Here is a 23,277-nt window from a genome sequence, read left to right on the forward strand (position 1 = left end):
ATAATCTATTTTTTAATTAAACAATTGTTACATCAATTCATATTACTTGAATAGTAACTAAATAATTTAATCTCTAGTTATTGTCATGGCTTTTAGCATATTACCATAAACTTGATTTAAGTCAGTCAAGTTTTTAGTTAACATTGCCATATTTTCTTTGTACAATCTTGTGTCTTCAACTGAATCACTCAAGTTTTGCATCATTTCGCTAACTTGACCTTGGAATTTCTCAGTAGCTTCCAAGTGAGCAGAAGAACCTTTTAATTGTAATTCGTAAACATTATTTAAAGCAGCTAAGTTTGTTGATACTTTTTGTAATTGCTCACCAAACGAAGCTCCATCTTCTGCAGAAGAAGTTAATCCTAATAAAGAAGAAGATGCTTTTTCATAAGTATCAGACAAAGATTTAACTTGCTCTGAAGCACTTTCTAAGCTTGCTACGTAACTATCAGTTGCAGCAGCTGCACCAGAAACAGCTTTTAAACCTTCAGCGTTATCACTTAAAGTTCTAATTCCATCTCCTAATCTATTTAATAAATCAGCATCAATTTTTGCTTCTTCTAAAAGGCTATCAAATTTTTCAGTAATTCCTGTTGCAGAACCACCTCCTCCGCCACCGCCGAAGTTAGATTCACCTTTTTCGTCGATATAAGCGTGTAAATCAAAATCTTCATCATGAGCTAATGCCAATTCTGGGTATACTAATTCCCACTTTGGATCCTCATGTAACGGCTCAAATGCCGAGAAGAAGAAAATTACGGCTTCCGTAGAAAGTCCTACAACCAACATCAATCCCGCGAACGGCCAGTGCATGATTTTAAATAGGGCTCCCATAATTACGACTGCTGCACCAATACCGTACAACTTCGCCATAAATAATTTCCATTTTTTAGTTCCTGGTCTCATAGTTTCCTTGCTTTAAGTTTAACATTTATTTATTTGGTTATTATATACTCTTTTATCTTAACTCAATATCTGATTTAAGCTCTTCTCCACCTTCTTTAGAGAAGTCTCTACCACCACGACCGATATGAGTTTGAACACATCTAAATCCTAAGTATGATTTAGCAGTATCTTGGTATTCATAAGTTCTTGCAGATGTTTGCATATAGAATCCGATATCCTTCCACGATCCTCCACGAACAACTTTACGTTTCATTGAAGGTGGATCCCAGTCCATTGCATAATATCTGTATTCAGGCATAAGGTCATGTGAGAATTCGTAAACTGACTCATCAAAAGCAGTTTCTGTCCACTCACAAACGTTACCAGCCATACAATATAATCCGTATCCGTTAGGGTTGTAAGAGAAAGCTTTCACTGGATAGAAACCTCCATCATCAAAGTATCTACCTCTCATTGGTTTAAAGTTTCCTAACATACATCCTGCAGAGTTTCTAATGTAAGGACCTCCCCAAGGATATGGTGAATGTTTTAAATCACCTCTAGCACAATACTCCCACTCACCTTCTGTAGGTAATCTGAAATCTTGCACCCATAACTGTCCAACTGAAATTAACCAGTTGTTTAATTTTTGTGTTCTCCAAACGCAGAATGCTCTAGCCTGAACCCAAGTAACACCAACAACCGGATAGTTGTCGTATGCAGGGTGCCAGAAATACATATTTGTCATTGGATCATTGAAAGAGTAAGTAAAGTCACGTACCCAACATAATGTATCAGGATAAACGTTGATTTGCTCTTCAATAATAAATCTACTTCTGTCCTCATGTCCTCTCAAGGCATTGTTTTGTCCTTTTTTATTGAACCAACCCATGTCTTTATCCAAACCTACAGGTTCTCCAGTAAATGGATGATCCGGGTTTTTCAAATCACGGTGTTGAGGATTTAATGAAGGATTTGTGTAGTTACCTGATGGCGTATATCCATTTCTAACAATATTGTTACGACCTCTTTTGGCAGCTTCTGGTAGATCGATCCAATAATATTTGAAGTTTAACTTACGCGTATCAAACTCTCTTCTTTTATACCATCTTTCGTTAGGTCTTAAATACATGTCAGAAATTAAAGGAATGATTTGCTCATCCTTAATTCCTTTCATTCTCCAAGATAACGGGAATAAACCTCTATTGATAAATGGTTGCGAAGGATCAAACTCAGCCCAAGTTAAGTTCACCTCATCATAGAATACATCCGGGTGATTTAACATGTCCCCAATCAACTCATCATCAATTGCGTTATTTCCTGTAGGGTCTGTATTCATGTATACCTTCTCTAAAATAATAGAGTCACGTACCCAATAAACAAACTCTCTCCATTCATTATTAGTGATTTCAGTTTGATCCATATATAAAGCGTGGATCGAAACTACTTTAGTTCTATTTTGATGCAGGAATGGAACATCCTGATCACCACTACCCATTGTGTAAGAACCAGAAGGGATGTAAACCATTCCCAATGGAATTTCCGGGTAAAACGTCTTTCTACCTTGCACACCGGTCAAATGACCAGTACCCTGGTTACAGCTTGATAACAAACCTGCAACTGCTACTACTACAAAAACCAATAATTTTTTCATGCTACCTTGTTTTTCTACCAATCAAATTATTCCGACTATCAGGACTCTTTAAGGGTTGGGTCTATAATTTAACGTTACTTTATTTAATTGGTTACAAAAAATTTTTTCCTACTGTAATATAAATGGATTACCGTGTCTAGGAATCGCCGGAGGTGGCGGGAACATGCAGAAGTTAAGCATTAACTCATGCGTTCCTTTTCCATATGTATTCAGTGGGTTAGTCATTATATCAAATGAATATCCAAATTTCAACATATTCACATTCTTGTTATTTACAGGAGAGAAAGCATACCCTAATTGCAATGCAACAGCATCAGCCAATCTGTAAGTAAAACCTCCCCATAAATAAGAATAGTTATTCAACCAAAAATCTCCCATTACATTTAAATCAAACACCATTGTAGCTCCATCAGCTTTAATCAAAGTACTTGGTTTAACAACAATAGGGTTTCTTGGATTAATCCATCCTAATTCTCCTAAATCTAAATCATAACCAGCAATAACATAATAATGTCTAGCTACAGAAAAGTTAATAGAAGACAATGTTGGAGGCAATAAATGCGTCATTGACAAACCAACATAGTAAGGATGAGATGTTCCGTGCCAATACAAACCTAAGTTCATATCGAAACCAGTTCCAGCAGTAGCTGTTGGCAATAATGCATCTGAATAAGTTTGAGGAGGAATCCATGTAGGACTAAATCCAACATTTACAATTCCCAATCCTAAACCACCAGATAAAATACCGTAAGCAGTTGGATAGTGATAAGCTGCATTTAATGTTACTGTATTGTTTCTTTGAAATCCAATAGCATCATTTGTAAAAGACAAGCCTACACCCAAATTATACTTTTGAATATTTCCTTGCAAGTTCAAAAGTGTGGTGTTAGGAGCATCTTGTACTCTATCCCATTGATTTCTGTAAATAACCGTTCCACAATATCCTTTTGCCCCTGTCGCTGCAGGATTAAAAGAGATCTTGTCAAACATGTAATGAGTGTACTGTTTATCTTGCTGTGCAAATGACAGATTCACTGCTAAATAACACAACGTCAGAGATAAAACTTTCTTCATAAGGTTTGTTTTTTTCAATACCATTTATCGTCAGACTATACCCAACAAGCCGCTAAAATAAGTAAAATTTATTTAAATGTGAATTTTTTTCACAAATCATATAAAAAATATCTCTAAGCAGCATAAACGCTACGACAGCTTCTCAAAAGTTCGCCACCATAAGTTAGGCATCTCATTTGTCAACGCATTTTTATAATCTTCGTAATCACAAGGCACTAATAAGTGTCTTTGGAATTTAGCTCCTTTCACCTTTGGATAAGGAACTTCCATCCACCATCTTCCACTTTTGTCACTCTTGTAAAATACAATTTCGTCCTTAAAATTATCTATACTAACTAAATACTTAGTATAATTTGATTTGCTTCCAATTGGATAATCTCTTTTTCTGTTTTCATATCCCTCAATAAAATACCAAATCATCTGCGCCACTAAATTGGCGTTCATTTCAGTATTTCCAACTCCATTTAGATTGAATATCCCCAATGAAGTTAACTTATCACTCAATCCTGCATATCTCATTATTCTACACGCATCCTCTCCATACAACCCATGAGGCAAATCTCTTGAATTACCGCTGTAATCCGAACCTCTAATCGCATCCATATCAAAACTTAGAATATCTGCATTCCTTACTAATGGCTCAACCATTCTAGGATTCGAATAGAAGTCTCCTAACCTATACGCATCAAAAAATAATTTGTTCACCAAATCCAATTCTCTGTGTCTAATCAAGTAAGATTGATATCCCAAAAGTGAATAATTGAAAAGGTAATTTGGACGCATCATTAGCACCTTGCTCAGCCATCCTCTAGCATTAATACTTTCATCAGGATCACCCATGTCAATTCCCGGATCTACATCCAAAATATTAACAGTTTGTTCCAATGTTTGATAAGCTTGAAATATAGGATATGTTAAATCTTGAGAACCACCAACTACGACTGGGAAAACCTGATTTTTAATTAACTCCGTAACTACATCCTTTACCGCAGCATATGTATCTTCTACCGTATTTCCCGGACTAATGATTCCTAAATCTGTAATAGCAACTTTCCATTTACCTGGGAAAAGCCTATATAATTGGTGACGGACTTCGTTCATCAAATCATTTGAGGCCGTCACATCACCATTTCGGTATTCCGGAACAAATAAAAGTGCTATTTCGAACTTGCCGGGAAGATTAAAATCATCTTCTGAATTAACTTTAATGTATTTACCTAGCTGGTCTGAAGCATTTACAGAATTATCTCCATAATTGCTAAAATAAATTCCCAAATCTTTCATTCGGAATTAAAGATATTATTTTTTCTTCTTTTTACCTTTTGCTTGGTTCTGAGAAATTTCAATACACTGTTCGTATGTCAATTCTGAAGGCTCAACATCTTTCGGTAATCTGAAATTATTTTTACCGATTTTAAGATAGGCCCCATATCTACCGTTCAACAACTGTACATTCTCATCTTCTTCAAAAATCTTAATGACCTTGTTTTTATCCTCTTCTCTTTTTTCCTCTATCAACTCTATTGCTCTATCAATGGTCATTCCTTCTAAGGTGTCACCATTTGCCTCTTTTATAGAAACAAATGTTTTGTCAATTTGGACATAAGGACCAAATCTACCTTTGTTAACTTTCACTGGTTTCCCTTCGTATTCACCAATCACTTTTGGATACTTGAACAACTCTAAAGCTTCATCCAATTGAATTGTTTGAATACTTTGATCTTTTTGTAAAGAAGCAAAAACAGGTTTTTCCTCATCATCTTGCTCCCCTATTTGAATCATTGGACCAAATCTTCCGATTCTAGCGTAAACATTTCTACCAGTTTTAGGGTCAACCCCTAACATTCTTTCTCCCGTAGCGCGCTCAGAATGCTCAATGGTATGTTCTACATTTTCATGAAAAGGACCATAAAATTCCTTTATCATTTCGGTCCACTTCATCATTCCTTGTGCAATGTCATCAAATTCTTTTTCTACTGAAGCTGTAAAGCCATAATCCATGATTTTTCCGAAATGCTCAATCAAGAATTCAGTTACAATTCTTCCAATATCTGTAGGAATCAACTTTCCTTTGTCAGATCCGGTTTTCTCAGTCAAAGTTGATGAATCAACATTTCCTTTTTCCAGTTTTATCTGGATATACTCTCTTTCTACACCTTCTTTTTCACCTTTTTCAACATATCCACGTTTTTGAATCGTTGAAATAGTAGGCGCATAAGTAGAAGGTCTTCCAATTCCTAACTCCTCTAATTTCTTAACCAAACTAGCTTCTACATATCTTGCAGGTGGTCTGGTAAATCTTTCAGTAGACGTAATCAAATCTTCTTGCAAAGACTCTCCTTCTTTGATATCCGGTAATAAACCTTCCATTTCTTCTTCGTCTTCATCAAGATTAGATTCAAGATATACTTTCAAAAACCCTTCAAACTTGATCACCTCGCCATTAGCTGTGAACTCAAGATTTTGAGGAGCTTGGATTTTAATTGCAGTTCTTTCTAATTGCGCCTCACTCATTTGAGATGCAATTGCCCTTTTCCAAATTAATTGGTACAATTTCTCTTCATCCGAACCTGCTGAAACTGTATGGGCCGAAAAATCTGTTGGTCTTATTGCTTCGTGAGCCTCTTGTGCACCTGCACTTTTGGTTTTAAAAGTTCTAAACTGATGAAACTCTGCCCCATATGCTTTGGTAATCTCAGCTTGAGCTGCATCCGTTGCTTGTTTAGATAAGTTAACAGAGTCAGTTCTCATATAAGTAATATGTCCAGCTTCATATAACTTTTGAGCAACAGACATAGTTCTAGAAACAGAATAACCAAGTTTTAAACTGGCCTCTTGCTGCAAAGTAGATGTAGTAAAAGGAGCAGTTGGAGACTTTTTTGCAGGCTTTTTAGTAACTGAATTCACTTTGAAATCAAATCCATTACAATCATCTACAAATGATTTCGCTTCTTTTTTAGTATTAAAATTAACACCCAATTTGGCCTTAACTTTTGATGATCCTGCTTTAAAAATCGCATCTGTTCTGTAGAAAGGCTTAGATGTAAAACCTTCAATCTCCAATTCTCTTTCAACAATTAATCTTACCGCTACAGATTGAACACGACCGGCAGACAATGATGGTTTTACTTTTCTCCACAAAACCGGAGACAATTCAAAACCAACTAACCTATCTAATATTCTTCTTGCTTGTTGAGCATTTACTAAGTCAGCATCAATTTCTCTAGGATTCTCAATCGCATTTAATACAGCTGTTTTAGTAATTTCATTGAACGTAATTCTCTTATACTTTTCAGGTTTCAACCCTAGCGCCTCTTTTAAATGCCAAGATATGGCCTCACCCTCACGGTCCTCATCAGATGCTAACCAAACCATTTCTGCATCCTTGGCTAACTTTTTAAGCTCAGTAATTACTTTTTTCTTATCTGTTGAAACTATATACTTTGGAGCAAAATCCTGCTCAACATCAATAGATTTATCACCTTTTGCCAGATCTCTGACATGCCCCATACTAGACTTTACAACAAAGTCTTTACCTAAATATTTTTCAATGGTTTTTGCTTTTGCCGGTGACTCAACGATTACTAGGTTTTTCGCCATAATTTGAATGTACGATTTGAGAAAAAATTTGTCAAATATCGATATAAGAAACGAATAAACGACTGTAAAGTTTCGAATGAAGATCTATTTAATTCCCTTATTATTTATAATAATAAATTTTTTGATTTTTTTTTGAGATCTAATTTCCTCAATCAAATAATAACGATTTTTTACTGTCAAATTGACAGATTAGTTTATTGAATTAACTAATTTTGCATGACTTTTTAAAGTAATCAATAAATGTCAATAGAGGAAAAAGTAATAGACGAGAGCATACAAGGACAAGCAACCATGGTAGAGAATAAGAGCGGATCAGGAAAAAAGCTCTACTTAGAGAGTTATGGTTGTCAAATGAATTTTTCAGACAGTGAGATTATCGCATCCATCCTTTCAGAAAATGGATACGCCACTACAAGAAATGTAGACGAAGCAGATGTAATTCTTATGAATACCTGCTCTATTAGGGAAAACGCCGAGCAAAGAGTTAGAAATAAATTATCTCAACACAATAAAAGAAAAAAACAAAATCCAGGATTAGTCATTGGGATATTAGGCTGCATGGCAGAAAGATTAAAAAAAGATCTTTTAGAACAAGAGAAGTTAGTTGATCTGGTAGCAGGACCTGATGCATACAGAGATTTACCCAATTTAATCTCAGATGTTGGAGGAGGACAAAAAGCCGTAAATGTGCTTCTATCAAGAGAGGAGACATATGCAGACATTTCTCCTGTAAGACTTGATAAAGGAGGAGTTACCGCTTTCATTTCAATTATGAGAGGATGCGATAATATGTGCTCTTTTTGTGTTGTGCCATTTACAAGGGGAAGAGAAAGAAGCAGAGATCCTGAATCTATAGTACAAGAAGCAAAAGATTTGTTTGAAAGAGGATACAGAGAGGTAACCTTGCTAGGTCAAAATGTAGACAGCTACAGATGGAACATTACAAAAAAGGGAGAGATAATAGATCCTGAGAAAGAAGTAGTAAACTTTGCTATGCTTTTGGAAAAAGTAGCATTGGTCAATCCTTTATTACGTGTGAGATTCTCTACTTCTCATCCAAAAGATATGACAGATGATGTTTTGATCACAATGGCAAAACACCGCAATATTTGTGATTACATTCATTTGCCGGTTCAATCAGGAAACAATGAGGTACTTAAAAGAATGAACAGAGGTTATTCAGTTGAGTGGTACAAGGATCGATTAGATGCAATCAGGAGAATAATTCCTGAAGCTTTTATATCAACAGATATAATTACGGGATTTTGTGGAGAAACAGAAGAACAACATCAAGATACAATGGAACTGATGAAGTATGCCAAATATGAATTTGCATATATGTTCTTTTATTCAGAAAGACCAAAAACTTTGGCAGAAAGAAAATTCGAAGACGATATACCGGAAGACATTAAAAAACGTCGCTTAAATGAGGTACAGGAACTACAGGTAGAATTGTCATTTGACGCACATAAAAGAACAATTGGAAAAGTATGTGAAGTTTTAATTGAAGGTTTATCTAAAAGATCTGAAGACTTTTTAGTTGGACGTAATTCTCAAAATTTAACGGTCATATTACCAAGAGAGAATCACAAACCTGGTGATTATGTGAATGTTTTAATTGAAGACTGTACAAGTGCAACAGCAACTGGAGTTGTGGTAAATGATTAAAAGATGGACGTACAACAAATAAAACAACGTTTTGGTATAATTGGAGATTCTCCTGCACTCAACAGAGCGTTGAATGTAGCCGCACAAGTAGCTCCTACAGACATTAGTGTTTTAATTACTGGTGAAAGTGGAACCGGTAAAGAGGTTATGCCAAAAATAATCCATCAATTAAGTAGTAGAAAACACGGTGCATATATTGCTGTTAACTGTGGTGCCATACCTGAGGGGACAATAGATAGTGAACTTTTTGGACATGAGAAAGGATCATTTACAGGAGCTCATGACCAAAGAAAAGGGTATTTTGAAGTAGCCGATAAAGGAACCATCTTCTTAGATGAAGTTGCAGAACTTCCATTGCCAACACAGGTTAGATTGCTGAGAGTACTTGAAACCGGAGAATTTATCCGTGTTGGTTCTTCAAAAATCATTAAAACAGATGTTAGGGTTGTGGCTGCCACCAATGAAAACATGTTGAAAGCGGTACAGTCAGGAAAATTTAGGGAAGACTTATTTTACAGATTGAGTACAGTTCCAATTTCTTTACCTCCTTTGAGACAAAGAAAGGATGACGTCCACTTACTGTTCAGAAAATTTGTGGTTGACTTCAGTGAAAAATATAGAATGCCTCCAATAAAATTAACAGATGATGCGGTACATATGCTTGTTAATTACAATTGGCCGGGAAATATCAGACAATTGAAAAATATTACTGAACAAATTTCAGTAATTGAAAGTGAAAGAATCATTACAGGAGAAATTCTGCACAACTACTTGCCTGATTATACTGCGAACAATTTACCTGTTTTAGCATCCAAAGAAAAAAATGATTTTAGCGAGAGAGACCTACTCTATAAGGTGCTCTTTGATATGAAAAAGGATTTAACAGAACTTAAAAAACTGGTCATTGATATACTTCAATCCGGAGGAGGAAGCAACATCTCATCTGAAGATAAAAATGCCATTATCAAAAGACTATATTCTGATATTTCTGAAGGAGGAGAGAGTAAACTTGAATTACCTGTAAGCATCAATAAAACAAGTCCGGAAATTGAAGAAACAGCAACTTTCCACGACAATTTTGAAGACCACATTGAAGTTGAGGAGTCTCTATCTCTTGAGGATCGTGAAAAAGAGTTAATCCAAAAAGCGCTAGAAAAGCATAGAGGCAAGCGAAAGTATGCAGCTCAGGATCTAGGTATATCTGAAAGAACTTTATACAGAAAAATAAAGGAGTACGGTTTAAAATAGTTGTTTTAAAACTGCGTTTTAGTCACATGAAAAAGCTGTTATACATATTTACATTTATCGCATTATCTTCTTGTGAAGTTCAGTACTCTATGCTTGACACAACTATTAAAGCAGATACTTTTTCAGTTGCTATTTTTGAAGAACAAGCAGCAAATGCTCCTGCAGGATACGGTATAAACTTTACTGAATTTTTAAGAAATTATATTGTCTCAAGAAGCAAACTTAAATTGAAGAGTGACGAAGCCGATATTGAGATTTCGGGTAAGATTGTAAACTACTATACAGCTCCTATATCAGTTCAATCTGATCAACAGGCAGCAAATAATAGATTGACAATCGCGGTTGAAGTCTCAGTTATCAATAATAAAGATGAAAAGGAAAGTTTTGAAAAAAGATTTTCGCAATTTTCAGATTATGACGCTACATTTGATTTAAGTTCTGTGGAAGATGAATTATTGAGAGATATCAATGATAAACTATCACAAGATATTTTAATGCAACTGTCATCCAATTGGTAATTAGCAGTGAAAAAATAGGGCAATTTATAAAGAATCCATCATTGGTTTCTTCAGATCACTTAAAGGATATCCAGACTTTAATTGAAAAGTATCCGTATTGCAGCACTCTGTATATTTTAAATTTAGTAGGATATGCAAAAAGTAAAGACGCAGGATATGAAGACCAACTTAAACTAGCTGCAGCTAACGTAAGTGACAGAGCCAAACTTCACAGTATAATATCTCTATTGGATGAAGACACAACAGAGAATGATGTTGAGATTGAGAATGAAGTGGAGAATGAGATTGAGGTTGAGAATGAGAATGAAGTGGAGAATGAGATTGAGGTTGAGAATGAGATAGAAAATGAGACTGAAGAAGAAGTAGAGATTGAGGAAGATATTGAAATGGCCAAGCTTGATGCTTCAATATTATCAGAAGTAGTTGCAAATGCTTTTGATATTGGCAACGAACTAGATGAGGAGAATGATATTGAGAATGAGGAAGAGAATGAGTATGAGGTAGAGATTGAGAATGAGAATGAAGAGGAGAATGAGGTTGAAGAAGAGTTAGTCATTGAGGAAGAGACACCGACCCAGAATGAAATCTCTGTCAAAAGGGAGGACATGACTTTTATTGAATGGTTGAAGTATAAAAAGTCTGTAATTGAAGGTGGTGCACCTCAAAAGCAAAATTCAATTGAAAAAGAGATTACTTCTAAAGAAATAAAAGAGGCTGGCAACATGTCAAAAAAAGAAATTAATGATCTTTTAGACAAGTTTATTGAAGAAGAACCAACCCTATCTTCGGGTAGCAAAGATTTCTTTAATCCTAGTGCCAATGCTAAGAAAAGTGTAGAAGATTCACTTGATATTGTATCAGAAACTTTAGCTAAGATTCATGTAATGCAGGGAAATTATTCAAAAGCAATTGCAGCATATAAACAATTGAGTTTGTTATATCCAGAAAAAAAGACTTTCTTTGCAAATCAAATTAAAATAATAGAAGAAAAAAGAAATAATTAGGAGATGGATTCATTGTTAACAATTTTAGTAATTATCGGTTGTGTAGGTTTGATCCTTTTTGTTTTAATACAAAACCCAAAAGGTGGAGGATTGAACTCGGAGTTTGGATCTGCAGTGCAGTTGGGTGGAGCGAAAAGAGCTACAGATATTTTAGAAAAAGGTACATGGGGATTAGCCATTGGTATTGCATTGATTTGTTTAGTTTGGGTAAAACCGGCGAATAACAGCACTGAAAACAATGGAATTCAAGGAGATCCGGACATGGAAATTCAGGATAATTCAGGAGCAGGTGATAATCAAAATTTCACTCCTACTCAAATACCTGGTGGCGGAATGCCAAATGGTGGAGGAGCTCCACAATAGACCTAAGAAATAAAAGAAGATTTTAAAATGTCAGTATGTCACTTCATACTGACATTTTTTTTCTATGACAAAGCAATTTTGACATAAAAAAACCTCAAAAATCCTTTGGCATAAAATCTGAGTAAGGCAGGATAAAAAGTATAACCTCTCTCCTATTTGGAGAAAATAGAAAAAAATAAACATTATGTTAAAACCATTAGCAGATAGAGTTTTAATTGAGCCAGCACCGGCAGAAGAAAAAACAGCTAGCGGAATCATTATTCCGGATACAGCTAAAGAAAAACCACTTCAAGGAAAAGTAATAGCTGTTGGACCCGGAAAGAAAGACGAACCAATGACTGTTAAAGAAGGTGACAAAGTACTTTATGGTCAGTATTCAGGAACTGAAATCAAATTAGCCGGAAAATCTTATTTGATTATGAAGGAAGCTGACGTTTACGGAATCATTCAATAATAGAAAGAACAAAAAAATCAAAAGAAATGGCAAAAGATATTGTATTTGACATTGACGCTAGAGATAGATTAAAAAAAGGAGTTGACGCTCTTGCTAATGCAGTTAAATCTACGTTAGGACCAAAGGGAAGAAACGTAATTATCGATAAGAAATTTGGAGCACCACATGTAACTAAAGATGGAGTTACAGTAGCTAAAGAAATTGAACTAGAAGATCCTATTGAAAACATGGGAGCTCAAATGGTTAAAGAAGTTGCTTCAAAAACTGCAGATATTGCCGGAGACGGAACAACTACTGCAACAGTATTAGCTCAGGCTATTATCACTGCTGGGTTAAAAAATGTGGCTGCAGGAGCAAATCCAATGGATTTGAAAAGAGGAATTGACAAAGCTGTAGCAGCTGTTGTTGAAAATCTTTCAAAGCAATCAAAAGAAGTTGGATCTGACAATGATAAAATCAAACAAGTTGCAACAATTTCAGCTAACAATGATGAAAATATTGGATCATTGATTGCTGAGGCAATGAAAGCTGTAGGTAACGAAGGAGTAATTACTGTAGAAGAAGCAAAAGGAACATCAACTGAAGTTAAAACGGTTGAAGGTATGCAATTTGACAGAGGTTACTTATCACCATATTTCGTAACTGATTCTGAAAAGATGGTTGCTGAATTAGAGAATCCATTCATATTAATTTATGACAAGAAGATCTCTAATATTCAAGAGATTCTTCCAATTTTAGAGCCGGTTGCACAATCAAACAGACCATTATTGATTATTGCTGAAGATGTTGATGGTCAAGCGTTGGCGACTTTGGTAATTAACAAGCTTAAAGGAGGATTAAAAATTGCTGCGGTTAAGGCCCCAGGATTTGGAGACAGAAGAAAAGCAATGTTGGAAGACATAGCTATTTTAACCGGAGGAACTGTAATTTCTGAAGAAAGAGGATTTACCTTAGAAAATGCAACAGTTGAGCACTTAGGTACTTGTGAAAAAGTTGATATTGACAAAGACAATACAACAATAGTAAACGGTGCAGGAGAAAAAGAAATGATTACTCAAAGAGTAAATCAAATCAAAGCTCAAATTGACACTACGACTTCAGAATACGACAAAGAAAAGCTACAAGAAAGATTAGCGAAATTGTCAGGGGGAGTTGCTGTGTTATATGTTGGAGCAGCTACTGAGGTTGAAATGAAAGAAAAGAAAGACAGAGTTGATGATGCATTATCTGCAACAAGAGCTGCTGTTGAAGAAGGTATCGTTGCCGGAGGAGGTGTTGCATTAATTAGATCAATTAAAGCAATAGAAAAAGTAAAAGGAAGCAATGATGACGAAACTACTGGAATAATGATTATCAAAAGAGCTGTAGAAGAGCCTTTAAGACAAATCGTTGCTAATGCCGGTAGTGAAGGAGCTGTTATAGTTCAAAAGGTAGCAGAAGGAAAAGACGACTTTGGATACAATGCAAGAACTGAGAAGTACGAAAACATGTTCAAAGCAGGAGTAATTGATCCAACAAAAGTTACTAGAATTGCTATTGAAAATGCAGCATCTATTGCTTCAATGTTATTGACAACTGAAGTTGTAATTGCTGATAAACCAGAAGACGAACCAGCTATGCCTATGGGCGGTGGCATGGGAGGTGGAATGCCAATGATGTAATAAGTTTATTCTAATTGTTTTTAACGAAACATTAGAATAATTCCACACGATCTGCTTTTCCTCCAGAGAAATCAGGAGATAGAGTGGAACGATAACATATATTTCCCGTCGTACTTTGTGCGACGGGATTTTTTTTGAAATACACCTAATCTTAATACTGGCAAAATCTTTGTAAATTCAAATCATAACTTCTAACACATTATGAAATATATCCTTTTAATAGCTCTTGTAAGCTTCAATGTTTTCTGCTTTTCACAGGAAATGGAATCAGACATTTTTGGCACTAACACTCAAAACAATTTGATACTTTTTAAGACAAGTGAGAAAACAAAAATGGAGGTTACTACCTATAGGAATTCAAAGACGAAAGGAACATTAGAAGAAACATCAGCCACTTATAGAAAAGGAAAGATTAATCCTGATAGAATCAACTTTAGCATTAAATACACGGAACATTACATAGTTGAAGACAGAAAGAAATCAATTGGAAAATATGATATTACAGAAGGGAAGATCAGACATTATGAAAGATCTGATATCAATACCAAGAATATTAAAATGTATACATGGTACTACTATTTCACCTATAAAAATGATGTAGTATTGAAAGAAACAAACAGGTTTAAAGAATATTCAGGAATTGGATCAATAGACATGGACACTACAGTCACAAAAGATTCAGTAATTTATGAGGTATTAGATGAAAATAATCAATACAAGCAAAACAACTTAAGTGATCCCGGAGTTTATGCTATTTATGAATTTAAGGACGATAAACTGATCAGTAAAACCAGTTATTTTGAAGGATTCAATGAAAAGGTTGTTTACGTTTATAATAACCAAAATCAGATAGCCCAAATTGAAAACATTTTAACCGGCGAGGATAATAATCAAATCAAAACGAGGACGGAGCTCAATTACGACAATGAAGGCCTACTTATTGAATCAAAATTTTACAATGAGTTAAATGAGCTTTTAGAACGAAAGGTATTCTCCTATAAGTAGTTACTTTTTAACGAATCTCTCCATTTGAACTCTTCCTAACTTGTCTGTATATTTAATCATATACACACCAGCCTCAATATGTTTCAGGTCGATTTCTAACAACTTATATTGATCGTAATTTATTTCATCCCTATAGATGGTTGTCCCTCTTGCATCTACAATTTCAAGCAATCCGTTATTTGCTCCCACTAAAGGATTTAACTCCACAAACAATACATCAACAACAGGGTTTGGTTTTATTCCGACTATACCATATTCATCAGCTTCTCTGTCTAAAACAATTACTTCCGTTAACTCTGATTTACCATCAATATCAACTTGATTTAATCTGTAATACACTTTACCAATTCGAATATCTTCATCTTCAAAACTGTAATACAAAATAGATGATGAATTTCCAGCTCCATCAACTTTTCCAATTGGATTAAAATCAATTCCGTTATAAGATTTTTCAACCGTAAAATAATCGCTATTTAACTCTGATTTAGTAGTCCAGCTAATAAAGTTTCTAGTTGGCATGGCTACTCCTTTTAATTCTACCAATTCTACCGGTAATATTCCGGTCGCTGTCCAGTTAGATACCGTAAAATCACAATCATCTCCAGCGTTACCATCTACCATTAGCATATAAGTTTGCCCTACTGTTAAACCAGTTGCAGTAACCGTACCTGTGGTAGTAGATGCAGGGTTATAACAATTAGACATAGATGTAAATCCTGTACAGCATCCATTAACATCATAGGTAACTTCATAAACCTCAGCCTGAATTCCCCATCCACTTGTACAATTAAAAACTGAAGTAATAGGAAAAGTTTCAGTTGTGGATAAAGCAGTAAACATATACCATGAATTATTCTCTATTGAACCACAAAACTCAGAGCTTATATTACCAGGTAGATCTGCTGTAAAGGTAGAAGATGTTGTACTTGACCATGTACCTGAACCCTGAGTAAGAATTGCAGCATCATTGCAGAAGTCATTTGTAGTTTGCCCTGAACAACCTGTACCACCTCCTGAGCACGCATCATAATCTCCCTGACAAATGATATCCCAATCTGTATCACAGCAATAGGAATCATTATTAATTACTTGCTGATAACATGCATCATAAGGGACTGGAGCAGCTACACAATTGGTTGAATAATAACAAGCATCATAATCAGATTGGCAAAGTGCATCCCAATCTGTATCACAACAATATGTATCATTAGTTACTACCTGTTGATAACAAGCATCATTTGGAACAGGAGCTACCACTGAACAGCCTCCTCCTCCACCACAAGAAACACAAGAAATTGTAGAAGTTCCACAACTTGTATTAGTGATACAGAAAACACAATCTAAAGTATAATGTATGTAATACGTTCCACTAACTGTAGCTGTCCAGGTTAAAGGAGCACTACCAAATGCCACAACAGGACCTCCTGGGGTTCCACTATGAACAGTAATACAACCACCCAAATCATAATCTGATTGATATGTATTACCTGCCACAACACTAGTTAAAGTATTATACTCTTCCTGGTAAGTACAGAAACTAATAGTTGTTGTAGTTGTACCAGTAGGTGCAGCTGCCGACCCAAAAGACCATAGATTAGTACATTGGGAGTAACCTAAGGAAGAGAATCCTAGCCACAAAATCAAGAATGATATTTTATTGAATAAACTCATCTTTACTTGATTTTATGATCAATCGTAATGAAAGTGGAATAATCCAAATTCACTGTATATCCTAGATCCTGTAATTTCTGTGTTAATTTGGGTACCCTTACATAAGAAACATGTCTTATTGTTATCTTCTTCAGATCCGAAGAAAAACGCACCCTGAACACCCCTCTGTTATAGTTATAAAGCTCTTCTTCAAGTAACTCAGCCTGAAGTGCCGTTAAGTTCGTATCCAAGACATAACCACATTCCATAGCTCTGCAATCATCTCTTTTGATTAACTCAACACTATAATCGTAGTTCTCTGCCTCGGTTTGTGAAAATAGCACAGATGAGAAGCAAAGCGCCAAAGCAACCAACAAAGTTTTCATAGGCAAATTATTGGTTAATAACCAATTGGGTTCAGCGAAATGTACAAATAAATGAAAGCAAGCGTGGAAATACGCTTAAGAAATAGTTAACATTGAAAAAAATCTAACCAATTTTCAACAAACTGTTACTAATCAAACTGTTAATCTATGAATTTTTGAATCTAAGCGTGTAGATGAGTCTAGCTCCAAGCAAAGCACCAGCAAGCAATAAGAACACCATTCCTCCATCAATTGGAATACAGGCAGCATCCCAACAAGGTTGACCAGCAGCTCCGGCTGGCGGATTAGTTGGGGGTGTACCCGGAGGTCCTACTGTTGGAGGCTGTGCAAAGCCTAAAACAGCACTAAATAATATAGTAGCCACTACTAAAAATGACTTACTTATCAAAGTTTGTAATTTGAAATTCATTCCTCCTCCTTTATAGCATCATTTCTGACACTCAACTGCAAATATAGTCATTTATTAATTCGCCTAACACTCTGATAGCGCAATTGTTGTCGTTTTTATCTAAAAATTCTACCAATGGTTTTAAAAATCAGATAAATGTCAAACCAAAAGTTAGCTTTTTCAACATATTGCAAATTAAGGTCCAACTTTGCAGGCATAACTTCATCAATATATGTTTGTTCAGGATTTTCAGCCTTCCCAAGAATCTCTTGTTCTTTGATGTATTCAATGGTAGCAATATCAGTTAATCCAGGTAAAACACTCAAAACCTTTTGTTGTTTTTCATTATACAAAGCAACATACTTAGGAACTTCTGGACGTGGACCTACAATACTCATTTGACCAGCAATGATGTTAAGTAATTGTGGAAATTCATCCAATTTAAATCTTCTAATAAACCTACCAACACCTGTAACTCGAGCATCATTACCTACAGTTAATTGACCCTTTGCATCTGAACCTGCTCGCATGGACCTAAATTTTAAAAGACCGAACTCTTTACCATTCTTACCCACTCTAACTTGCTTGTAAAAAATTCCTCCAGGACTGCTAACCAAAACAAGTATTGATATAATTAACAAAATCGGCATCAGTATTATTAATACTACAAAAGATGCCAAGACATCAAATATTCGTTTGGATATAAAGTACATTAGATAACTTCAGAAACAGACTCAACAACTGCATTTACCACCAATTCCAAATCACTATCAGTTAAGTCAAAATAAACCGGTAAAGTTATTTCGTTGTGATACTTATTAAAAGCTTCAGGGTAATCCTCCATCTTATAACCTCTTGTATTGTAAGCCGTCAATAATGGCAATGGTTGAAAATGAACATTTACAGAAACCTGTTTATCAAATATTTTAGATATTATCTCATCACGTTGATCCTCTGTAATATCCTTAATACGCAACAAAAATAGATGATAAGAAGACTCTTTACTTTCACTAATAAAATCAGGAATTTGTGCCCAATCATATTGACCTAAAGCATTGGCATAATAGTTCACTATTTCTTTTCGGCGCTTAAGTGTTTCATCATATCTATGCAACTCAACCAAACCTATGGCAGCTTGAATATCCATCATGTTACACTTATATCCAGGCTCAAGCACATCATATCTCCAATTCCCTACCTGGGTTTTTGCAAGCGCATCCTTAGATTGCCCGTGTAAAGATTTTATATTGAGTATTTGGTAAACCTCATCACAATCAAACTGCTCTGGTAGGTTCATGCAAACCGCACCTCCCTCAGCTGTTGTAAGATTCTTTACTGCATGAAATGAAAACACAGTAATATCAGCTAAACTACCTGTCATTTTACCATTCATGCTTGCACCAATGCTATGAGCAGCATCAGACATGACCAATAATCTACCTAGCTTTTTTTGGACCTCATTATTTGGTGTAAATACAGCCTTAATAGAAGGTTCATTCACCAATTCATTAATTAGATCATAATCACAAGGCCAACCTCCAATATCAACAGGAATAATAATTTTTGTATTCTCAGTTATGGCCTCTCTGATATTATTTACGGATATATTAAAATCTTTTTCGTCAATATCAACTAATACAGGTTTGGCTCCACAATGAAGAATAATATTTGCAGAAGCACAATAGGTGTATGCTGGAACAATAACTTCATCTCCTTCTTTCAACCCGAACCACCTACAAACAAGTTCTAGACCAGCTGTTGCAGAATTCAAACAAATTGTTTTTCTGCATCCAACATAATCACTAATCTCCTTTTCAAATTGCTTTGTTTTAGGACCTGTGGTAATCCATCCTGATAATAAAACTTCAGACACTGCATCTACAGTAGTTTGATCTAATCTTGGTGGAGAAAATTTTAACATAATCTAATTTAGAAAAGGTAAAATTAACGAGAAATGTTGACAGTTTTCCCTTTCTTTTCAACTCCGAGTGCTGTAAAATCAAGAATACCTCTTAAATATCCCCAACCATAGCTGAAATGAATTATGAAAAAAGCCATCCAAACGAGTAACTTATATCCTTTTGAATTGCTCATAGTTAAAGCAACTAATAATAATCCAAATATGTACAATACAAGGCCTGCCAGGTAAATAAAGATAAATGGTGTCCAAAACAAAGCCGGAATCCAGCCGCAAAGAATAGACAATACCAATATTGGTGGTGCAAATTGACGAGCAGTGGCCGGTTTATTTCTCTTTTTATTTACCAAAGGTTTGAAATAGCCATATTGGAAAAACATTTTGGCCATTTTACTAAAATTTGGTCTCGCAAAATATTTGATTTGAAGTTCAGGTATCAGATATATTTTACCGCCATTTTCAATAATTCTTGCATTAAATTCATCATCTTGATTTCTAACCAAATCTGTATCAAACAGACCAATTTTATCAAAAACCTCTCTAGGAAAACAACCAAAAGGCACTGTATCTACCGATTTCACATCTGTTCCTTTTAACCTGTAATCAGCATTACCGATTCCTGCAGGATGTGAAGTAGCCGCTACGATTGCTTTTGCCATTTTAGTATCTGCACCTGGTTGAGTATCCCAACAGCCTCCTACATTCCATGCATCTTCTCTCTTATTTAATTCCTCCACTAATCTTGAAACATAATTGGCAGGATAAACAGAATGTGCATCCAATCTAATAACAATTTCACCTTTACTGAGTTCAATACTTTTATTAAGTGCGGGCGGCACAATTCTATCAGGATTCTCAATTAACTGTAAATTGAGTTGCGGGTGATCCGATTGAAACCTTTTAATTTCATTGACTGTGTCATCATCACTCAATCCATCCGCTATAACAACATCAATAAGATCAGTTGGATAATCTTGCTCAAGGATATTCTCAAGAACCTTGTAGATAAACTTTTCTTCATTTCTACAGGGTATAATAAGTGAGACTGTTTTTTTATCCATGTTTGAGCTTATAATTAGAATAGCTATCCAAAATTAAGGTAAAGAAGACCACGAAGAATATCCCTACCTGCAATTCAAGAATACTTTCAAAAAGTGCGTTAAACAAAATTAATAGGCCAAAAACAATAGACAACAAAGATTTACGCCTAATTCCTGAAAAAAGCGAATATCCAAAAATACATAGCAAGAGAACCAAACCTGGTATTCCGATTCCAAAAGCTGTTTGTAAGTACTGTGAATGGGGATTTAATTCCTTTTCTCTAAGCTTGACATAACCAAACTCTTCATACTTCTGATTTAGTTTTTGTTGTACATCACCCGGACCTACACCAAAAGGATTTTCAGCTATCAATTTTAAAGATGTATCCCAAACTAATACTCTTGCGACATCACTTTGGATTTGGTCTTTATTTTCATTCCTAAAAGCATCTGAGTCTGAAATGTAAGCCTTTAATGAGGCAGTAGTTTTGGCAAACTTGGCAGTTGTTAGAATATAGCTTACACCTAACAATCCTGTAAGGAAGAAAAAAATCAAGAAAACATTAAATGTTCTTCGTTTAAGTACTTTAAAAGCCAAGGCTCCCAAAACAAACATAACACCCAATAACAAACCTAAAATTCCGGCTTTAGAACTCACCATATACACATAAGTTGAGTTACCTATGAAAAACAAGAGCCACAGATATTTTGTCCAACTCCATTTTGAAAGCACAGAATTTTCCACCTTAAATACAAATTGATAAAATGCAATAATGGCAGCAAAACCAGCATACATCCCCATATAAGTTGGATGAATATTCATGGCATTTGATTCATAAGAAAACCAACCCCATGAAAGTTCGTGAATCACAATAAAATCAAATAAATTCTTTAAAAAGATGCCAAAGATTACCAGGTTGAAAAACAGAAAGAAAAATTCCAAATCTCTTTTTTTCCAATTGATAAAAGTAAAAATCAAAGGTGCCGCTAACAACAATAATTTAAATTCCAGATCTCTTTGACCAAGTTTTAAATTGTCCGTCCATAAAAGGGATAATCCAAACAATAAATACAGGGCAATAAAAAACAGATAAAACTTAGGAAAGTGAATTCGCTCTTTATTTACTCTATCTAGTGTAATTGTGCTTAATGCATATCCTAAAGTTCCAAAAAACAGATATGGAGGAAAAATTAAAACAACTCCAATAAGCAATGCGAAAAGAATTCCTTTCAAGCCTATATTGTCTATATTATTTGATTTAATCCCTGTCATAATCTACTTTGGGCAGCATAGATTAAAACCCTATTACTTAATGCAATTGGGAACATCACTACTTTATTGTGTGTTCTTTTGTTGAGAGGTGGTTATACCATACAACAATACATATAAACCAATAGTAGTCCATACATATGCTTGCATGAGAAACTCGCTTGGTCCAAATGAGTTGATAAATAAAATGGCAATGAAAGTAAGGTGATAAAGCAATTCTAATGTAAACTTAAATTGTTTGATTAAAATTGACAACCAACCAACAACTAAAAAGAGCAACAATGTTAAACCGGGAATGCCATAATTGGCAACAATTTTCCATAAGAACCCGTGCGGAGACTGAATTCCTTCAACGTCATACTCCAACTCTTCTGAAACTAATTTAGATTTAAATTGACCAGGACCAAGTCCAAGGTAATTTGATTCTTTCATTGCATTGAATGAGTTTTTCACAATACCCACTCTAATATTGGCTGATTTGTCAGGATTTACCAGTGAATCTTGCATAAGTGAATCTAGTTCTAACTCTCCCAATAAGGCATTTTCAACAGAATCTTTCACTCTGTGATACTCTAATATTTCCTCACTGGGCTCTAACTGTTTAATACCTGTAGTAAATACAGAAACAACTAGAACACCCACAACAGAACCTATTACAACAATATCTTTTTTGATTTTACTTAAATAAGGAAGAACCAAAATTATTGTCAATAAACCAAGGCTGATGATATTTAATCTAGACTCAGTTATTCCCAACAACAAAGCAGCACTGCAGAACATGAACAATCTGGATGCAAAAGATTTATCTCTGTAAAATAGCAAGATTAAACTGGTAGTTGTTAGTGTATAAAATGCAAGATTGTTAGGATTAATAAAAGTGAAAAAAGGCGAGTAAATTATTCTATTAGGGTCATTTTTAAATAAGCGATCCGTGAATCTTACTTGCATCCCAAAATGGTATGCCGTGATCATTTCAAACAGCACAAAAACAAAGATGATTGCCAGTAAATACAGATGGACGCGGTAAATCAGATCTTTTAATTCTACCTTATTTTCAAAAAAGGCTCTGAACTTAAACGTGACGAATAGAATACACAACGCTATCGCCCAATAAAACATTTCTTTGACAAAAAATCCTTTTGAAGTAATCACAGGAAGATAGAAAACACCAAGAACTACATAACTTCCGACAAACAGCAAGAACAGTCTTTCTAATTTGTTGAAGTTTAACAGCTTTTTTTCTTTAAAACCTACATAAATAAAATAGGCTACCAATGCCACCAATAAAACTCTAAAACCATATACTGAAAACCCTTTTAGCTTAAACAAGTTTATAGCAGAAGTATAAACACCAAGTGTAAAAAACAGGGTTAATATGACCGACTTTAGTTTATCGTTTGGCACTTTCTTGAAATTATTTCTGTCTTCCTCTTAATATATTGTCTGAGACGCAAAATTATATTAAAAGGTTATGTATTTGTATTTGAAATG

The 23,277-nt window shown here is 34.9% G+C and carries 21 protein-coding genes; 8 read left to right on the plus strand and 13 right to left on the minus strand.

What is annotated here, in order from left to right:
* Positions 1-66: 66 nt before the first annotated feature.
* From porL to topA, 5 genes are all read right to left on the minus strand, one after another.
* The gene (gene porL, locus K6119_RS07135; protein ID WP_221837377.1) at positions 67-906 is read right to left on the minus strand and encodes a type IX secretion system motor protein PorL/GldL; all 840 of its coding nucleotides are present in this window, start codon (positions 904-906) and stop codon (positions 67-69) included.
* A gap of 52 nt (positions 907-958) precedes the next feature.
* On the minus strand, positions 959-2,539 hold the full coding sequence (gene porK, locus K6119_RS07140; RefSeq protein ID WP_237828125.1) for a T9SS ring complex lipoprotein PorK/GldK: 1,581 nt from the start codon (positions 2,537-2,539) through the stop codon (positions 959-961).
* Positions 2,540-2,647: 108 nt separating this feature from the next.
* Positions 2,648-3,613 carry a PorP/SprF family type IX secretion system membrane protein gene (locus tag K6119_RS07145; protein WP_221837381.1) on the minus strand — a complete coding sequence of 322 codons (966 nt, stop codon included), beginning with the start codon at positions 3,611-3,613 and terminating at the stop codon, positions 2,648-2,650.
* Between the two features lie 129 nt (positions 3,614-3,742).
* Positions 3,743-4,897: a formimidoylglutamase gene (locus K6119_RS07150; RefSeq protein ID WP_221837384.1), complete on the minus strand. Its 1,155-nt coding sequence runs from the start codon at positions 4,895-4,897 to the stop codon at positions 3,743-3,745.
* A 15-nt stretch (positions 4,898-4,912) separates the two neighbouring features.
* A complete protein-coding gene (topA, locus tag K6119_RS07155) occupies positions 4,913-7,213 on the minus strand; it encodes a type I DNA topoisomerase (RefSeq protein WP_221837391.1) in 2,301 nt (766 codons plus the stop codon).
* 240 nt (positions 7,214-7,453) lie between these two features.
* Between topA and miaB the strand changes: the two genes are divergently transcribed.
* The 8 genes from miaB to K6119_RS07195 all read left to right on the plus strand — a co-directional run bounded on the left by miaB (position 7,454) and on the right by K6119_RS07195 (position 15,134).
* Positions 7,454-8,881, plus strand: coding sequence for a tRNA (N6-isopentenyl adenosine(37)-C2)-methylthiotransferase MiaB (gene miaB / locus K6119_RS07160; protein ID WP_221837394.1), 1,428 nt, complete (start codon positions 7,454-7,456; stop codon positions 8,879-8,881).
* A gap of 3 nt (positions 8,882-8,884) precedes the next feature.
* A complete protein-coding gene (locus K6119_RS07165; protein WP_221837398.1) occupies positions 8,885-10,129 on the plus strand; it encodes a sigma-54 interaction domain-containing protein in 1,245 nt (414 codons plus the stop codon).
* A gap of 26 nt (positions 10,130-10,155) precedes the next feature.
* The gene (gene lptE, locus K6119_RS07170) at positions 10,156-10,647 is read left to right on the plus strand and encodes an LPS assembly lipoprotein LptE (protein ID WP_221837401.1); all 492 of its coding nucleotides are present in this window, start codon (positions 10,156-10,158) and stop codon (positions 10,645-10,647) included.
* On the plus strand, positions 10,641-11,651 hold the full coding sequence (locus K6119_RS07175) for a hypothetical protein (protein ID WP_221837404.1): 1,011 nt from the start codon (positions 10,641-10,643) through the stop codon (positions 11,649-11,651). The genes lptE and K6119_RS07175 overlap by 7 nt, the downstream gene beginning before the upstream one ends.
* Positions 11,652-11,654: 3 nt before the next feature.
* The gene (gene secG / locus K6119_RS07180; RefSeq protein ID WP_221837407.1) at positions 11,655-12,014 is read left to right on the plus strand and encodes a preprotein translocase subunit SecG; all 360 of its coding nucleotides are present in this window, start codon (positions 11,655-11,657) and stop codon (positions 12,012-12,014) included.
* 184 nt (positions 12,015-12,198) lie between these two features.
* Complete coding sequence (locus K6119_RS07185) at positions 12,199-12,468, plus strand: co-chaperone GroES (RefSeq protein ID WP_221837411.1); 270 nt, start codon at positions 12,199-12,201, stop codon at positions 12,466-12,468.
* 26 nt (positions 12,469-12,494) lie between these two features.
* Positions 12,495-14,129, plus strand: a complete 1,635-nt coding sequence (gene groL / locus K6119_RS07190) for a chaperonin GroEL (RefSeq protein ID WP_221837414.1) — start codon at positions 12,495-12,497, stop codon at positions 14,127-14,129.
* A 201-nt stretch (positions 14,130-14,330) separates the two neighbouring features.
* Positions 14,331-15,134, plus strand: a complete 804-nt coding sequence (locus K6119_RS07195; protein ID WP_221837417.1) for a hypothetical protein — start codon at positions 14,331-14,333, stop codon at positions 15,132-15,134.
* Here K6119_RS07195 and K6119_RS07200 read toward each other — a convergent pair whose 3' ends face one another.
* From K6119_RS07200 to K6119_RS07235, 8 genes are all read right to left on the minus strand, one after another.
* A complete protein-coding gene (locus tag K6119_RS07200) occupies positions 15,135-16,805 on the minus strand; it encodes a T9SS type A sorting domain-containing protein (protein ID WP_221837420.1) in 1,671 nt (556 codons plus the stop codon).
* Positions 16,806-16,807: 2 nt separating this feature from the next.
* Positions 16,808-17,170, minus strand: a complete 363-nt coding sequence (locus tag K6119_RS07205; RefSeq protein WP_221837423.1) for a hypothetical protein — start codon at positions 17,168-17,170, stop codon at positions 16,808-16,810.
* Positions 17,171-17,315: 145 nt separating this feature from the next.
* A complete protein-coding gene (locus K6119_RS07210) occupies positions 17,316-17,579 on the minus strand; it encodes a PID-CTERM protein-sorting domain-containing protein (RefSeq protein WP_221837426.1) in 264 nt (87 codons plus the stop codon).
* Between the two features lie 95 nt (positions 17,580-17,674).
* Complete coding sequence (locus K6119_RS07215) at positions 17,675-18,271, minus strand: sugar transferase (protein ID WP_255715043.1); 597 nt, start codon at positions 18,269-18,271, stop codon at positions 17,675-17,677.
* Positions 18,271-19,479 (minus strand): DegT/DnrJ/EryC1/StrS family aminotransferase, encoded by a 1,209-nt coding sequence (locus K6119_RS07220; protein ID WP_221837428.1) that lies wholly within the window; start codon positions 19,477-19,479, stop codon positions 18,271-18,273. The genes K6119_RS07215 and K6119_RS07220 overlap by 1 nt, the downstream gene beginning before the upstream one ends.
* A gap of 23 nt (positions 19,480-19,502) precedes the next feature.
* Positions 19,503-20,537: a glycosyltransferase family 2 protein gene (locus K6119_RS07225; protein ID WP_221837430.1), complete on the minus strand. Its 1,035-nt coding sequence runs from the start codon at positions 20,535-20,537 to the stop codon at positions 19,503-19,505.
* A complete protein-coding gene (locus tag K6119_RS07230) occupies positions 20,530-21,789 on the minus strand; it encodes an O-antigen ligase family protein (protein WP_221837432.1) in 1,260 nt (419 codons plus the stop codon). The genes K6119_RS07225 and K6119_RS07230 overlap by 8 nt, the downstream gene beginning before the upstream one ends.
* A 63-nt stretch (positions 21,790-21,852) precedes the next feature.
* Entirely contained in the window at positions 21,853-23,190 is a 1,338-nt protein-coding gene (locus tag K6119_RS07235; protein WP_221837435.1) for an O-antigen ligase family protein, read from the minus strand.
* Positions 23,191-23,277 lie beyond the last annotated feature (87 nt).

This window comes from Paracrocinitomix mangrovi, assembly GCF_019740355.2.
In the GTDB taxonomy this organism is placed as follows: domain Bacteria; phylum Bacteroidota; class Bacteroidia; order Flavobacteriales_D; family Crocinitomicaceae; genus Paracrocinitomix; species Paracrocinitomix mangrovi.

What these genes read in the sequence shown, in the direction of transcription:
- porK (WP_237828125.1), bottom strand. Translation starts at nt 2,539, where the DNA reads ATGAAAAAATTATTGGTTTTTGTAGTAGTAGCAGTTGCAGGTTTGTTA.
- secG (WP_221837407.1), top strand. Translation starts at nt 11,655, where the DNA reads ATGGATTCATTGTTAACAATTTTAGTAATTATCGGTTGTGTAGGTTTG.
- K6119_RS07145 (WP_221837381.1), bottom strand. Translation starts at nt 3,613, where the DNA reads ATGAAGAAAGTTTTATCTCTGACGTTGTGTTATTTAGCAGTGAATCTG.
- K6119_RS07210 (WP_221837426.1), bottom strand. Translation starts at nt 17,579, where the DNA reads ATGAATTTCAAATTACAAACTTTGATAAGTAAGTCATTTTTAGTAGTG.
- porL (WP_221837377.1), bottom strand. Translation starts at nt 906, where the DNA reads ATGAGACCAGGAACTAAAAAATGGAAATTATTTATGGCGAAGTTGTAC.
- K6119_RS07220 (WP_221837428.1), bottom strand. Translation starts at nt 19,479, where the DNA reads ATGTTAAAATTTTCTCCACCAAGATTAGATCAAACTACTGTAGATGCA.
- topA (WP_221837391.1), bottom strand. Translation starts at nt 7,213, where the DNA reads ATGGCGAAAAACCTAGTAATCGTTGAGTCACCGGCAAAAGCAAAAACC.
- K6119_RS07230 (WP_221837432.1), bottom strand. Translation starts at nt 21,789, where the DNA reads ATGACAGGGATTAAATCAAATAATATAGACAATATAGGCTTGAAAGGA.
- lptE (WP_221837401.1), top strand. Translation starts at nt 10,156, where the DNA reads ATGAAAAAGCTGTTATACATATTTACATTTATCGCATTATCTTCTTGT.
- K6119_RS07165 (WP_221837398.1), top strand. Translation starts at nt 8,885, where the DNA reads ATGGACGTACAACAAATAAAACAACGTTTTGGTATAATTGGAGATTCT.
- K6119_RS07215 (WP_255715043.1), bottom strand. Translation starts at nt 18,271, where the DNA reads ATGTACTTTATATCCAAACGAATATTTGATGTCTTGGCATCTTTTGTA.
- groL (WP_221837414.1), top strand. Translation starts at nt 12,495, where the DNA reads ATGGCAAAAGATATTGTATTTGACATTGACGCTAGAGATAGATTAAAA.
- K6119_RS07195 (WP_221837417.1), top strand. Translation starts at nt 14,331, where the DNA reads ATGAAATATATCCTTTTAATAGCTCTTGTAAGCTTCAATGTTTTCTGC.
- K6119_RS07185 (WP_221837411.1), top strand. Translation starts at nt 12,199, where the DNA reads ATGTTAAAACCATTAGCAGATAGAGTTTTAATTGAGCCAGCACCGGCA.
- K6119_RS07225 (WP_221837430.1), bottom strand. Translation starts at nt 20,537, where the DNA reads ATGGATAAAAAAACAGTCTCACTTATTATACCCTGTAGAAATGAAGAA.
- K6119_RS07150 (WP_221837384.1), bottom strand. Translation starts at nt 4,897, where the DNA reads ATGAAAGATTTGGGAATTTATTTTAGCAATTATGGAGATAATTCTGTA.
- K6119_RS07205 (WP_221837423.1), bottom strand. Translation starts at nt 17,170, where the DNA reads ATGAAAACTTTGTTGGTTGCTTTGGCGCTTTGCTTCTCATCTGTGCTA.
- K6119_RS07200 (WP_221837420.1), bottom strand. Translation starts at nt 16,805, where the DNA reads ATGAGTTTATTCAATAAAATATCATTCTTGATTTTGTGGCTAGGATTC.
- miaB (WP_221837394.1), top strand. Translation starts at nt 7,454, where the DNA reads ATGTCAATAGAGGAAAAAGTAATAGACGAGAGCATACAAGGACAAGCA.